6 protein-coding genes are annotated in these 14,013 nt (G+C 64.5%); 3 read left to right on the top strand and 3 right to left on the bottom strand.

Annotated features, from left to right (window positions below):
• Positions 1-211 precede the first annotated feature (211 nt).
• A complete protein-coding gene (gene dsr1 / locus ACFQ0E_RS01500) occupies positions 212-4,099 on the top strand; it encodes an anti-phage defense-associated sirtuin Dsr1 (protein ID WP_386821936.1) in 3,888 nt (1,295 codons plus the stop codon).
• A gap of 111 nt (positions 4,100-4,210) precedes the next feature.
• On the opposite strand, the gene ACFQ0E_RS01495 is transcribed toward dsr1, so the two are convergent.
• Complete coding sequence (locus ACFQ0E_RS01495; protein WP_386821935.1) at positions 4,211-4,885, bottom strand: hypothetical protein; 675 nt, start codon at positions 4,883-4,885, stop codon at positions 4,211-4,213.
• Between the two features lie 203 nt (positions 4,886-5,088).
• Here ACFQ0E_RS01495 and ACFQ0E_RS01490 point away from each other — a divergent pair, with 203 nt between their 5' ends.
• Positions 5,089-8,205, top strand: coding sequence for a WD40/YVTN/BNR-like repeat-containing protein (locus ACFQ0E_RS01490; RefSeq protein WP_386821934.1), 3,117 nt, complete (start codon positions 5,089-5,091; stop codon positions 8,203-8,205).
• 304 nt (positions 8,206-8,509) lie between these two features.
• Positions 8,510-9,778, top strand: coding sequence for a sensor domain-containing phosphodiesterase (locus tag ACFQ0E_RS01485; RefSeq protein ID WP_386821933.1), 1,269 nt, complete (start codon positions 8,510-8,512; stop codon positions 9,776-9,778).
• A 64-nt stretch (positions 9,779-9,842) separates the two neighbouring features.
• Here the strand turns inward: ACFQ0E_RS01485 and ACFQ0E_RS01480 are convergent, their stop codons facing one another.
• Entirely contained in the window at positions 9,843-13,046 is a 3,204-nt protein-coding gene (locus tag ACFQ0E_RS01480) for a WD40/YVTN/BNR-like repeat-containing protein (protein WP_386821932.1), read from the bottom strand.
• Between the two features lie 13 nt (positions 13,047-13,059).
• Complete coding sequence (locus tag ACFQ0E_RS01475; protein WP_386821931.1) at positions 13,060-13,785, bottom strand: hypothetical protein; 726 nt, start codon at positions 13,783-13,785, stop codon at positions 13,060-13,062.
• Positions 13,786-14,013 lie beyond the last annotated feature (228 nt).

Genomic DNA, 14,013 nt, shown 5'->3' with positions numbered 1-14,013 from the left:
ACAGATTTTGACTCGAAGCGGACAGTTGTAGGGTGACGGTGATTGCAGCGAACCCCACCTGTGTGCCGTCCTCGATGCTCTTATCGCCAATAGCAGTGGGTGGTTACGAATATGAAGATGGAGCGCTGTGCGTTCACTCTGACTAAGAGATGGAATAATTATTTCGTTAAAGGATCTCAATGTGTGCTTGATGCTCTGATGACTCCTTTGCTTGGAATCAATTTTCCGCTTGTGCATGAATTTAATAGTGGAGTTAATAGGAATGCAGTTCATTCCCAATGGTCCTGATATTCCGGATGCGCTATTGCAGGCTCACGAAGAAGGCCGTGTGGTGTTTTTCTGTGGCGCAGGGATTTCCTATCCTGCCGGCCTGCCGGGCTTCAAAGGTTTAGTGGAGCAGATTTACAAAATTAACGGCGCGGCACTCTCAGACTCGGACATCGAGCATGAGGCATTCAAGCGCGATCAGTTCGATGCCACGCTCGACCTGCTGGAGCGACGCCTGCCTGGTCAGCGCATGGCTGTCCGGCGCGCACTAGCAAAGGCACTAAAACCGAAACTTCGGCGCAAGGCCGCCACAGATACTCAGGCGGCTTTGCTGCGTTTGGCGCGCTGCCGCAAGGGCGCGCTGCGCTTGGTGACCACCAACTTCGATCGTATTTTCCACGTGGCAGCAAAACGTACGGGGCAAGCGTTCCAAGCTTACACCGCCCCGATGCTGCCCATTCCAAAGAACAGTCGCTGGGACGGGCTGGTCTATCTGCATGGCTTGCTGCCAGAGAAGACAGATGACACTGCCCTAAACCGACTGGTAGTTACTAGCGGTGATTTTGGTTTGGCTTACCTAACAGAGCGCTGGGCGGCGCGCTTTGTGAGCGAATTATTCCGTAACTACGTGGTCTGCTTCGTGGGCTACAGCATTAACGACCCGGTGTTGCGCTATATGATGGATGCGCTGGCTGCTGACCGGATGTTGGGCGAAGTTACGCCGCAAGCTTGGGCATTTGGTGACTGCGAGCCTGGGCAGGAGCGTCGGAAAACTATCGAATGGGAGGCCAAAGGTGTCGCTCCCATCCTTTATACGGTATTGGCTGGTACCTACGACCATTCGGCGCTGCATCAGACCTTGCACGCCTGGGCAGACACCTATCGCGATGGAGTGCAGGGAAAAGAATCAATCGTTGTTAAACATGCCATGACCCGCCCACAAGACAGCACACGGCAAGACAATTTCGTCGGCCGCATGCTGTGGGCCTTGTCGGATAAATCGGGATTGCCGGCAAAACTGTTTTCGGAGGTCAATCCCGTCCCATCCTTGGATTGGCTACTGGAAGCCTTCTCGGACGAACGTTTTCAGTACAGTGATCTTCGACGCTTCGGTGTTCCTCCTCATGATGAAATAGATAGCAAGCTTCGCTTCAGCGTAATTAGCCGGCCTGCACCCTATGACCGCGCGCCGCCAATGCTACTGATATCTAGAGGAGGCAGCAGTAGTCAGTGGGATGAAGTGATGTTTCATCTTGCTCGCTGGCTTCTGCGCCACTTAAATGATCCGAGGCTGGTCATCTGGATAGCAGGTCGCGGGGGGCAGTTGCACGACCGCTTGTCGTGGCTGATCGAGCATGAATTGGATCGCTTTGCCGCGCTGGAGCGTGATGGTAAGGCTTCTGATTTGGATGAAATTCGCTTGCACGCTCCTAATGCCATTCCAAGTCCCATGATGCGCACTTTGTGGCGGCTACTGCTCAGCGGCAGGGTGAAATCGCGGTGGCACGATCCATCTCTGTATCGCTGGCAAGGTCGTCTTAAGCGTGAAGGTTTGACTGTCACGCTTCGCCTAGAGTTGCGCGAGTTACTGGCCCCGAGAGTTGCGTTGAAAGAACCTTTTCGATGGGGTGATGGCGATCTGAATACGACTGAGGAGCCTGTGCGAATCAAGCAGTTGGTGGACTGGGAGCTCGTGCTGGCCGCTGATCACGTGCATTCCACCCTGCGCGATCTTGCCGATGACTCATGGAAGTCGACACTGCCGAACCTGCTGGAAGACCTTCAGCAACTGCTGCGCGATGCTCTGGACCTGTTGCGCGAGCTAGGCGAGGCCGACGACCGTAACGATCGTTCGCATTGGGATCTACCTTCCATTACGCCACATTGGCAGAACCGTGATTTCCACGACTGGGTGATCCTGATCGAATTGCTGCGCGATGCATGGCTTGCTGTTCGCACCAAGGACAGTCCGCGAGCTACCTACATCGTCCAAGCTTGGTTTGACTTGCCATATCCCACGTTCAAACGTTTGGCTCTGTTTGCTGCGAGTTACGATGACTGCATCCCGCCTAAGCAGTGGGTGGAGTGGCTACTGGCCGACGACGCATGGTGGCTGTGGACCACGGACCTAGGGCGCGAAGTGTTTAGGTTATTAGTCCTCCAAGGGCGTACTTTGGCAGAGACTGTACAAGAACGCCTTGAGAGTGCCATCTTGGCAGGGCCACCGCGAGAAATGTATCGGGATGATTTGGAAGCAGATCTGTGGCAAGGCTTGGTGGCCCGTTCAGTCTGGCTGCGGCTGGCCAAGCTCGATTCTTCGGGCTTGATTTTGGGGGTGTCTGCTGCGGCACGCTTGGCGGAATTATCCAAAGCCAATCCCGAATGGCATTTAGCAGACAATGAACGGGATGAGTTCTCGCACTGGATGAGCGGCACCGGCGACCCGGATTACGAGAGCATCCGAGATGTCGACATTGCCCCCCGTATGCGGCGTGACTTGGTGCAGTGGCTTGTAAAACCTCAGCCCGATGGGCGGCCTTTCTACGAAGATACATGGCGTGATGTTTGTCGCACGCGATTTTTTCATAGTTTGTTTGCGCTATGTGATCTGGCGCAGGCTGGCGCGTGGCCTCAGGGTAGATGGCGGCAGGCGCTTCAGACTTGGGCCGAAGAGAGCATGGTCTCGCGCTCCTGGCGGTTTGCTGCGCCGCTAGTTCAGACCATGCCAGATGCAGTGCTTTTTGAGAATTGTCCCGCAGTGACTTGGTGGATGGAAGCCGCATCCAAGTCCATCATTTGTCACGATGAAATACTTTTGAATCTATGTCGCCGCGTGTTGGCTCTGCCGCTGCAAGCAGACATAGGCTCTCGAATCTCTCGCAATGGCACCGAGACCTATGACCCTGTTGGGTCTGCAATCAATCATTCCATCGGGCATGTCACGCAGGCGCTGCTCAATCTGTGGTTCAAACAGAACCAGAATGACAATGATTTGCTTCCTGCAAGCCTCAGAACAATCTTTACTGATTTGTGTGATGCGAAAGTGGATCGCTTTCGCCACGGACGAGTCTTGCTGGGTTCACGGCTGATCGCTTTTTTCCGCGTGGACCGTTCGTGGACTGAGCAGCGTCTTTTGCCATTGCTTGACTGGAGCAATCCAGTCGAAGCGAAAGCCGTGTGGGAGGGCTTCCTCTGGTCGCCTCGTCTTTACCAGCCGTTGCTGACTGCCTTCAAGACGCAGTTCCTTGATAGCGCAAGTCACTATGCTGATCTAGGCAAACATCGCAAGCAATTCGCAACCTTTTTGACCTATGCGGCACTGGGGCCAACCGATGGATATACCGTGGAAGAATTCCGAATCGCGATCGGTGCTCTCCCGCAAGAAGGTCTTGAGGAATCCGCACAGGCACTGTCGCAGGCGATTGAAGGTGCGGCAGATCAGCGTGAAGACTTCTGGAAAAATCGTTGCCTGCCATTTTGGCACGGGGTCTGGCCAAAATCCCGTGACCGAGCTACTTCGCGCATCGCTGAATCCTTGACTCGTGTGGTGATTGCCACTCGTGGCGAGTTTCCGGCTGCCCTGGCGACGGTGCAGGATTGGCTGCAACCAATTGAGCATCCGCATTACGTCGTTCATCTACTCTACGGCTCTGGCCTATGCAGGCGATTTCCAGTGGAGGCACTGTCACTGCTGAATGCTCTAATTGTAGATCAGCAGTGGGTACCCCCTGAGCTGGGTCAATGCCTCTATGAGGTCCAGCAGGCCGCGCCACAGCTTCTGCACGATGCGCGTTACCTGAGACTAAGCGAGCTCGTGCGGATGCGCGGATAACTCTGAAGTCCCGTATCCCGGGTAGAGGCGCAGCCGAAACCCGGGAGCAGTGAAGAAACCGCGCTACGACGTACTCAGGCGCAAGCCCATCCCCGGCTTTCGCCTTCGACTCTACCCGGGCGACGAAGCCGAGGCCTTCAGGTCGTCATACGGGATGCCGCGAATGACATCCATGTCCAGCCAGCCGCCCTGCGGCCAGTCCGGAAACTGTTCGTGCGGGAGGACGACTTCCGGTTCCAGTACGTCGCCTCGGCAGATGAGGTCGGCGAGGTAGCCTTCGGTTCGATGCCGGAGCACTTCGAACTCCGTGCACGGGAAGCGGCGTGGCTGCGGTGGGCGCAGGTCATCTTCATCGCCTTCGTCCGGCTCGAATGCGTACAGCAATTGCCCCGTGAGGTAGAGCACGTCCCCGTTGGTCAGTTCGATGAAATAGTGCAGTCCCTCGTCTTCGTATTCCGCCACCGCGAACGCGCGCGTGGCGGAGAAGGATTCGCGGACCAGGATGCCATCGCGTTCGAGTGCTTCGAGGTTTTCGCCCTTGTTCAAGCCGAAGAGCGACGGGCGCGATCCGCGCGGGTTGAACAGGAACATCGCGATGAAGATGGCGGCGGCGAGTGTGGCCATGATGGCTACGCCGCCCCAGGGCGAAAGATCGTCTCCGTCGCTGGCAAGCCAGCCCACGACCATCGTCAATGCAACGAAGATGAACAGTCCCGCGAGGATCACGCGCACGACGGACAAACAGCAGTGGAGTCCTTTCGCTGCTCGTCCCCGTTCCATGCGCACCTCCGCCTTCGATGCCGAATGCTATCGCCGGGCGTCTGCTCACGGGAGCAATGCCGTCGCCTGGGTAAGCGCAAAGCGCGCACCCGGGGCTCTTCGGAGAGACATGCGCCTCGTCGTCCCGGGTGCGCGCTTTGCGCTTACCCGGGCTACGGGATCCGAAATCGTATACGATCTGCCCATCTCAGCCCGACCCAGGTCTCCCCATGCCCAAGCTCATCCCCTGGTGCCTGCTCCTCGCGCTTTGCGCCGCTGCCCCTGCGCATGCCGATGACTTCGATGGGCTGCACTGGCGGTTCGTGGGGCCGTATCGGGCGGGGTGGGCGACGGTGGGGGCGGGGGTGCCGTCGCGGCCGAACCACTACTACTTCGGTGCGGCGGGGGGCGGGGTGTGGAAGACCACGGATGCCGGGCACAACTGGACCTCGGTGTTCGATCGCCAGGCGGCGTCGATCGGTGCGCTGGCGGTGGCGCCATCGAATCCCGACGTGATCTATGTCGGCACCGGGCAGCCGCAGCCGCGCTACGACACGGCGGCGGGCGATGGCGTGTACGTGAGCCGCGATGGCGGGCGCAGCTGGACGCATGCGGGGCTGGCGAAGACGCGGCACATCGGGGCGATCCATGTCGATCCGCGCAACGCGGACATCGCGGTAGTCGCGGCGCTGGGGCCGCTGTACGCCGAGTCGCCGGAGCGCGGCGTGTTCCGCACCACTGATGGCGGCCGTCAGTGGACGCGCACGCTGGCCATCGACGACGCGACCGGCGTGGTCGATCTCGCGGCCGATCCTGCGCGACCGCAGCGACTGTTCGCGGCGGCGTGGCAGGCACGCAACTATCCGTGGATGAGCTATTTCAAGCCGATGGTCGGCAATGCCGGCGGGCTGTTCCGTTCGGAGGACGGTGGCGCAACGTGGACGCGGATCTCCGGTGCCGGCTGGCCCTCGGGCGAACTCGGACGCATCGGCATCGCGGCGACTGCGTACAAGGGCGGCACGCGGGTGTACGCGATCATCGACCATCGCGAGAAAGGCGGCCTGTATCGCTCGGACGACGGCGGCGCGACCTGGCAGGTCATGCAGAAGAATCCCGCGCTGACCTCGCGCTATTTCGCGCGGGTCGTCGCGCATCCGACCGATCCGGACACGGTGTTCGTGATGGGGCGGTCGATGCAGGTTTCGCGCGACGGCGGGCGCACACTGTCGTTCCTGCGCGGCTCGCCCGGCGGCGACGACTACCACCACCTGTGGATCGATCCGCAGCAGCCCGAGCGCATGATCGCCTCGGCCGACCAGGGCGCGATCGTCACGCTCAACGGCGGCGCGAGCTGGAGCGACTGGTACAACCAGCCGACCGGGCAGTTCTACTGCCTGCATGTCGACAACCAGTTTCCGTACCGGCTCTACGGCGGGCAGCAGGACAACGGTTCTGTGCGCATCGTCAGTCGTTCGGACTACGGCGCGATCAGCTTCCGCGACTGGCAGCCGGTCGGCGCCGACGAGCGCGACTGCATCGTGCCCGATCCCGACGACTCGCATGTGTCGTACGGCAGCGGCCTCGGCGGGCGCGTCAGCCGCTACGACGACCGCACCGGCGACGTGCAGAACGTCACGCCGGTGCAGGTGAACACCTACGGCCGCGATCCGCGCAGCATCGACCAGCGCTGGAGCTGGATCACGCCGCTGACGATCGCCGAGGTGGCGCGCACGCCGAACACGCCGCGCGCCCTGTATCTCGCTTCGCAGCAGCTGTATCGCAGCGAGGATCGCGGTGCGACCTGGCAGGTCATCAGCGGCGATCTCACCGGCCGCACGAAGACCGCCGAGGCCTGCGCAGGCGACGTGGCGGAATCCGAGGCGAAGGCCTGCGGCTTCGGGGTGATCTTCAGCATCGCGCCGTCGCCGCACAGCGCCGACGAGGTGTGGGTCGGCACCGACAGCGGCCTGGTGCAGCGCACCCGTGACGGCGGGCGCAGCTGGGAGAACGTGACGCCGCCGGACCTGCCGGCGTGGTCGACGGTGGCGCGCATCGAGCTGTCCGCGACAGATCCGCAGCGCGCGTATCTCGCGGTGGACCAGCATCGCCGCAACGTGTTCGCGCCGCTGCTGTATCGCACCCGCGACGGCGGCCGCAGCTGGCAGCGCATCGTCACCGGATTGCCGGAGGGCGAATTCACCACGGTGCTGCGCGCGGATCGCACGCGCACCGGTCTGCTGTTCGCGGGCACCGATCGCGGCGTGCACGTCTCGCTGGACGACGGCGACCACTGGCGGCCGTTCTCGCCGGACCTGCCGGTCGCCTGGGTGCGCGACATGCGCGTGATCGGCGACGATCTCGCGATCGCGACGCAGGGGCGCGGGCTGTGGATCCTCGACAACGTCTCGCGCCTGCGCGCGCTTGCGCAGCAGCCGAACGATGCGCGTCCGCGTCTCTTTCCTGTCGCCGACGCGGTGCGCCTGCGCAAGAACATGAACAAGGACACGCCGCTGGCGGCGGAGATTCCGTTGGGCAGGAACCCGCCGACCGGCGCGATGATCGAGTACGTACTGCCGCGCGATGTGAAGCGCGTGGAACTGCGCATCCTCGATGCCGGCGGCAAGATGATCCGCAGCTTCGACAGCGAACGCGATGCCGATGCGAACCTGCCGGCGGAACAGTATTTCTCCGATCTCTACCGCAAGCCGGCCGGCCCGCTGCCGAAGACCGCCGGCACGCATCGCTGGGTGTGGAACCTGCGCCATCCGCGTCCGCTGGCCACGTCCTACGAATACTCGATCGCCGCCACCGCCGGCGTCGAAACCTCCGCGCTGCCGGAAGGCCCGCTGGCGCTGCCGGGCGATTACCGCGTCGAGCTGGTCGTGGATGGCGAGCGCATGACCTCGCCGCTGCGCATCCGCCTCGACCCGCGCCTGTCGCTGGACGACGCGCAGCTGCGCGCGATCCTCGCGTTCAACCTCGAACTGGCCGAGGTGCTGAAGCGCCTGGTCGGCGAGATCGGCGCGACGAAGGCCGCGCTCGACGCATTGGGCAAGGCGCCCGCATCCGAGGCGAAGACGCAGCAGGCGGCGCAGTTGCAGGCGCGGCTAGATGACAACACAAGCACGCGCGGCCTGAATGCATGGATGGAGATTCTGTCGTCCATCGCCACCGATGCGGAAAGCGCCGAACGCGTGCCGACCGAGGCACAGCGCGCGATGCTTGCGGAAGCCAAGGAAGCCAAGGAAGCCAAGGAAGCCAAGGAAGCCAAGGAAGCCAAGGAAGCCAAGGAAGCCAAGGAAGCCAAGGAAGCCAAGGAAGCCAAGGAAGCGCAGGCGGGTCGCTGATCGTGTCCTGTGCATGCGGCAATGCGCGGCGCAATTCACGCAGCCGATCCTGCATGCCCATTGCGATTGATGACGCCTTGCGGCGTCCGCCGCATTCCTTGACGAGTCAGCAGGCGCGGCGTATTGAGTGAAGGGAGCGTTCGAAGGCGACAACACGCGCGACCAGACGGCGAGTGGATGCGACATGGCCAGGGACTCATCGCAGCAAGCCTCCGGAAGGAACAGGGACGCGCCTGGCGCGGCGCCAAGGCGTGCGGCGTCTGACCGTGCGGACATCGGGCCTGCCGATGACTCGCCCGCCGACATGGCGCATGCCGACCTGTATGCGCGGATCATCGCCGCGCAGGCCGAGATCGCCGCGCTCGCGCACGATCCCAACCGGGTGGTCGAAGCGGTCATCCATCGTGCGCAGGAGCTGACGCGCTCCACCGGCGCGGTGGTCGAGATCCTCGACGGCGACCAGCTCGTCTACTGGGCGGCGTCCGGCAGCGCGAGCGGCCAGGTCGGCCTGCGCCTGCCGATGCGCGGCAGCCTGTCCGGCCTGTGCATCGTCGAGAACCGGGTGCTGCGCTGCGACGACGCCGAGCACGATCCGCGCGTCAACCGCGAGGCCTGTCGCCGCGTCGGCCTGCGCTCGATGCTGGTCATCCCGCTGCCGCACGAGGGCCGGCCGTTCGGCGTGCTCAAGGTCGTGTCGCCGTTTCCTTTCGCCTATCGCGAGGACGACGTGCGCAGCATGGGCATGATGGCGACCCTGGTCGGCGCGGTGCTCGGACATGCGATCCAGTACTCCGACCTGCTCGACGAGTACAACCATCGCGTCGAAGCCGATCGCAGCGAAGCGCGGCGCCGCGAGGACAGCATGCAGTCGATCCGCGCGCTGATCCGCGAGCATGCGATCGAGATGGTGTTCCAGCCGATCGTGGCACTGGAGACGCGGCGCATCTTCGCCTACGAAGCGCTGGCGCGCTTCCCCGGCGGCACGCTCGGACCGGATGCGTGGTTCGCCCGTGCGGCGGATGTCGGCCTGGGTCTGGAACTGGAGCTGGAAGCCGCCGGGCGCGCGCTGGACTGCCTCGACGCTTTGCCGCATCCGTACCGGCTGTCGATCAACGCATCGCCGGAAACGCTGGTCGCGCCCGAGTTCGACGCGCTGCTGGCGCGCCACGACACCGCGCGGCTGATCGTGGAGATCACCGAGCACACCACGGTCGCCGACTACCGGCGCCTCTCCGAACGCCTCCGCGCGCTTCGCGCGAAGGGGGTGCTGGTCGCCATCGACGATGCCGGCGCGGGCTTCGCCTCGCTGCGCCACATCCTCCATCTCGATCCCGACGTCATCAAGCTCGACATCTCGCTCACCCGCGGCATCGATGCCGACATCCGCCGGCAGACGATGGTGTCCGCGATCCGCACCTTCGCCGCCGGCACTAACGCGACGATCGTGGTCGAAGGCGTGGAGACCGAAGCGGAACTGCGCACCCTCGTCGGACTCGGCATCGAGTACGCGCAGGGCTACCACCTCGCGCGCCCGGCGCCGTGGCCCGAGGTGCTCGCATCGTTCGGCCGCTGAGGCATCGGAACGCACGAAGGGCGCCCTCGGGCGCCCTTCGTCTGATGGAACTGTTGGCGTCGGATCAGCGCCGCGGCTTGCCCGTGCCCTTGCGCTGTCCCTTCGCGGCGAGGCCTTCCGGCACGCCCGAGGACTGCCAGGCCAGCGGTGCCTGCGCGGGAAGCGCGATCTCCGGCAAGCCCTTGGCCTTCAGCGCGGCATTGGCCTTCGCCAGGTCGCCGTCCTGCAGCCCCTTCAAATCGGCTTCGAGCTTCGCCAGCCGGCGATCGAGCACGCCGGTGTAGTCGACCAGGGTGTCGGCGGGTTTGCCTTCGTAGCCGATCAGGCCGCCGTAGAGCGCGTCCATGTGTTCCCGCAGGCGCTCTTCGCCGGTGATCGCGCCGCCTTCCTTGGTCGCGACGATCTCCTTGCGCAGGGCGTCGGCGCGCGCGGACAGCGCGGCCAGCTGCGCACGCAGCGCGTCGTCCTGCGGCAGCTTGCCTGCGGTGCCGTCCGCACCGCCGCGCACGGCCTGGATCTTGGCGATCAGCACGCTCATCCGGCCGAACATCGCGTGGACCTTCATCGTCGCGTCGAAGTTGGCCCTGCGGTCGGCGACGCTGAAGGGCGCGCGGCGATCGAGGCCGACCTCGATCTTCTGCTCGAACACCTGTTCGCCCTTGGTCATGCGCACGGTGTAGGTGCCCGGCGGTACGCGCGGGCCCTGCAGGCTGTTGCCGGCGACCGAGGCCGCAGGTGGCACGACCGGAGGCTTCACGTTCATCGACCACAGCACGCGGTTGATGCCGCGACGCTTGCTCGCGGGCAGGGTCTCGATGACCTTGCCGTCGGGGCCGATCACTTCGAGCTTGAGCTTGCCGAACAAGTGGCGCGTCTTCTGGAAGTAGGTGATGACCACGCCGTTCGGCGCATTGGCCCCGGCATAGCTGGCGTCGCCTTCCGGCCAGCCGCCGAAGGTGTTGTAGCGCTGCTGCTGCGCGCGACCCGGCAGGAAGGCCGCGTCCTTCGCCAGCGTCGCCGCATCCAGCGAGCGCAGCGGCGTGAGGTCGTCGACGATCCAGATGCCGCGGCCGTGGGTGGCCAGCACCAGGTCGTGGTCGCGCGGCTGCACGACGATGTCGCGCACCGCCACCGCCGGGAAGTCGCCACCCTTGAATTGCGCCCAGTGCGCGCCGTCGTCGAGCGACACCCACAGGCCCAGCTCGGTGCCGGCATAGAGCAGGCCCGGACGCACAGGATCCTCGCGCAGCACGTGCGCGTAGCCACGGATGCCCTTCGGGTCCTTCGGCGTCGCCAGCGCGGTCCAGGTCGCACCGTAGTCGGTGGTCTTGTACAGCATCGGGCCCATCTCGCCGAAGGTGTGGCGATCGAAGGCGACATACGCGGTGCCCGGCGCATGGCGGCTGGCATCGATGTAGGACACCCACGAATTCGCCGGCACCTTCGCGTTCGCGGTCACGTTCTTCCACGACGCGCCGCCGTCGCGGGTGACCTGCACGTTGCCGTCGTCGGTGCCGACCCAGATCACCTTGCCGTCCTTCGGCGACTCGCTGATCGTGTAGATCGTCGTGTGCATTTCCGCCGAGGAGTTGTCGACGGTGATGCCGCCGGACAGCTCCTGCTGCTGCTTCTTCGGATCGTTCGTGGTCAGGTCCGGCGAGATGCGATCCCAGGTCTGTCCCTGGTTGCGCGTGCGGAACAGGAACTGCGAACCCATGTACAGCGTGCCCTTCTCGTTCGGCGACAGGTGCAGCGGCGTGTTCCAGTTCCAGCGCAGCTTCTCGCCGTCGCGCGCGCGCGGCTGGATGTCGCGCGTGGCCAGCGTGCGACGGTCGATGCGTGCGAGGTTGCCGCCCTGGAATTCGGCGTAGGCGAAGTTCGGATCGACCGGGTCGGAGAACACCCAGAAGCCGTCGCCGCCGTAGAGGTTCTCCCAGCGCGAATTGGTCACGCCGCCGGGATACGAGGAATCGCCGACCCAGCTGCTGTTGTCCTGCAGGCCGCCGTAGACCTGGTACGGGTCCTTGTCGTCGACGCTGACGTGGTAGAACTGCGAGATCGGCAGGTTGTTCGCCTTCCACCAGCGATTGGCGCCGTCCTTCGAGAACCACAGGCCGCCGTCGTCGCCGGCGATCACGTGCTGCGGATCCTTCGGGTCGATCCACAGGTCGTGGAAGTCGCCGTGCGCGCCGCCGCCGGCGTTCGAGAAGGTCTTGCCGCCGTCGTTGCTCTGGATCAGCTGCAGGTTCGGCTTGAACAGGCGGTCGGGATTGCTCGGGTCGACGACCAGGTGCGAGAAGTAGAACGGGCGCCAGACCATCATCTGGCTGTCGTCGCGACGTTCCCAGGTGCGCCCGCCGTCGGCCGAGCGGTACAGCGCGCTCTTCACGCCTTCGACCACGGCATAGACGATGTTCGAATCCGACGGCGCCACGGCCACGCCGACGCGGCCGTAGGGCTTCGCCGGCAGGCCACCGCCGGTGACTTCCTTCCAGGTGCGTCCGCCATCGGCCGAGCGGTACAGGCCGCTGCCCGACGGCGCATCCGGGCCTTCGCCGCCGGAGCGGAAGGTCCAGCCCTTGCGGCGGAAATCCCACAGCGATGCGAACACCACGTCGGGGTTCTTCGCGTCGATGCTCATGTTGCCGCAGCCCGTGGACGGGTTGCCGCCCTTGAGCACCAGCGTCCACGACTTGCCGCCGTCGGTGGTGCGGTACACGCCGCGTTCGGTCGAATCGCTCCAGAGTTTTCCGGTGACGCAGACAAGCGCGGTCTCCGCGTTGCGCGGGTCGACCTCGATGCGCACGATGCGCTCGGAGTTCGGCAGGCCCAGGTGCTTCCAGCTTTCGCCGCCGTCGGTGGAGCGGTAGACGCCGTCGCCGATCGACACCGAGTTGCGCACCCAGGCCTCGCCGGTGCCGACCCAGATGTCGTCGGGGTTGTTCGGATTGAGCGTGATCGCGCCGATCGACTGCACCGGCTGCTTGTCGAACTTCGGACGGAAGGTGGTGCCGCCGTCGGTGGACTTCCACACGCCGCCGCTGGCCGCGCCGACATAGATGGTGAGCGCGCCGTCCTTGCGGCGTGCGGCGGCCAGCGCGGACACGCGACCGCTCATCGCGGCCGAGCCGATGTTGCGGACCCCCAGGCCGGAGATCACGCCCTGGTCGGGATGAGAGGCGGCGTCGTCGCGCGTCTGCGCGAGGGCCATGCCGGAGGAGAGGGTGGCGCCGATCGCCAGCGCCAGGACGTTCATGGACAGGTGCATGGTGGTCTCCGGCTCAGGACTTGGACGCGGGGAAATCGAAGATCGCGGCATCGACCGGCTTGTTCAGCTCGATCGCGTCGAGCTGCATCGGCGCCTGCTCGAACGGGAAGTACACGCCGTCGACCTTCACGTATTCGCCGATGTCGGTGGTCGACACCTGCTCCTGGCCGCGCACGAACTGGTGGTCTTCGATGCGGATTTCGAGGAAGTGGTCGGGGTCGAGGAAGACCACGCGGCTGTCGCCGTTCTTGAACGTGACGCGGATCTTGTGCGCGTCGGTGCCGTCGATGTCCTCGGTGCCGAGGTATTCGACCTTGCTGCCCTTCGCCTTCCAGTCGAGCAGCGGCCCGCCGATGTCGGCGGCGACGATCAGGCCCTTGGCGTCGTCCTCGCTGGTCTTCTGCGGATCGCGGCGGCCCTGGAACGGCTGGATCGCCCAGGCCTCCTTGCCGTTCCACGCGTTCACTGCGGTCAGGCCCTGCAGCGACAGTTCGAAACGCACCTTGTCCGGCGCGACGGCGACCATCGTCACGTCGGCCTCGATGCCGCCGCCGAAGCGCATCTTGCCGGTGGCGCGCATGCTGCGGACCGCGCGCAGCCTGTCGGCGCCGCCGCGCGCGTCGAGGTTCTTCTGGATCAGGGTCTCCGCATCGACGGCAGGTTCGCCCGCGTACGCGGGCAAGGATGCGGGCACGGCCAGGCCGGCGAGGCCGGCCACGAGCAACAGTCGGGTCAACATGGACGTCCTCCGGCGCCGGATGGCGCAGTCCACCGACTCTAGGCGCGGACGATGCGCGCGGGGCAGGCCCGGAAGTCACGCTTCGCCACGTACCGAGGACATGCGCCGACGCATGGGCAGGAGGCCCTGCGGGCCGGTCGGCGTCGGGCCGCGCAACGTACGCGGATAGCGCGGAATGCGGTATCGTCGTGCTGCCGCGTGGCAGTGTCTGGTGTCTCCCCCGGGGGT

The organism is Lysobacter brunescens, assembly GCF_042677005.1.
GTDB classification, from domain to species: Bacteria; Pseudomonadota; Gammaproteobacteria; order Xanthomonadales; family Xanthomonadaceae; genus Lysobacter_I; species Lysobacter_I brunescens.
The sequence above is the reverse complement of the archived record's forward strand: the minus strand, read 5'-3'. Positions and strand labels throughout refer to the sequence as shown.

Bases quoted from the DNA above. Each gene is read 5' to 3' on its own strand.
- ACFQ0E_RS01485 (WP_386821933.1), top strand. From the start codon at position 8,510: ATGGCGCATGCCGACCTGTATGCGCGGATCATCGCCGCGCAGGCCGAG.
- ACFQ0E_RS01475 (WP_386821931.1), bottom strand. From the start codon at position 13,785: ATGTTGACCCGACTGTTGCTCGTGGCCGGCCTCGCCGGCCTGGCCGTG.
- ACFQ0E_RS01480 (WP_386821932.1), bottom strand. From the start codon at position 13,046: ATGCACCTGTCCATGAACGTCCTGGCGCTGGCGATCGGCGCCACCCTC.
- ACFQ0E_RS01490 (WP_386821934.1), top strand. From the start codon at position 5,089: ATGCCCAAGCTCATCCCCTGGTGCCTGCTCCTCGCGCTTTGCGCCGCT.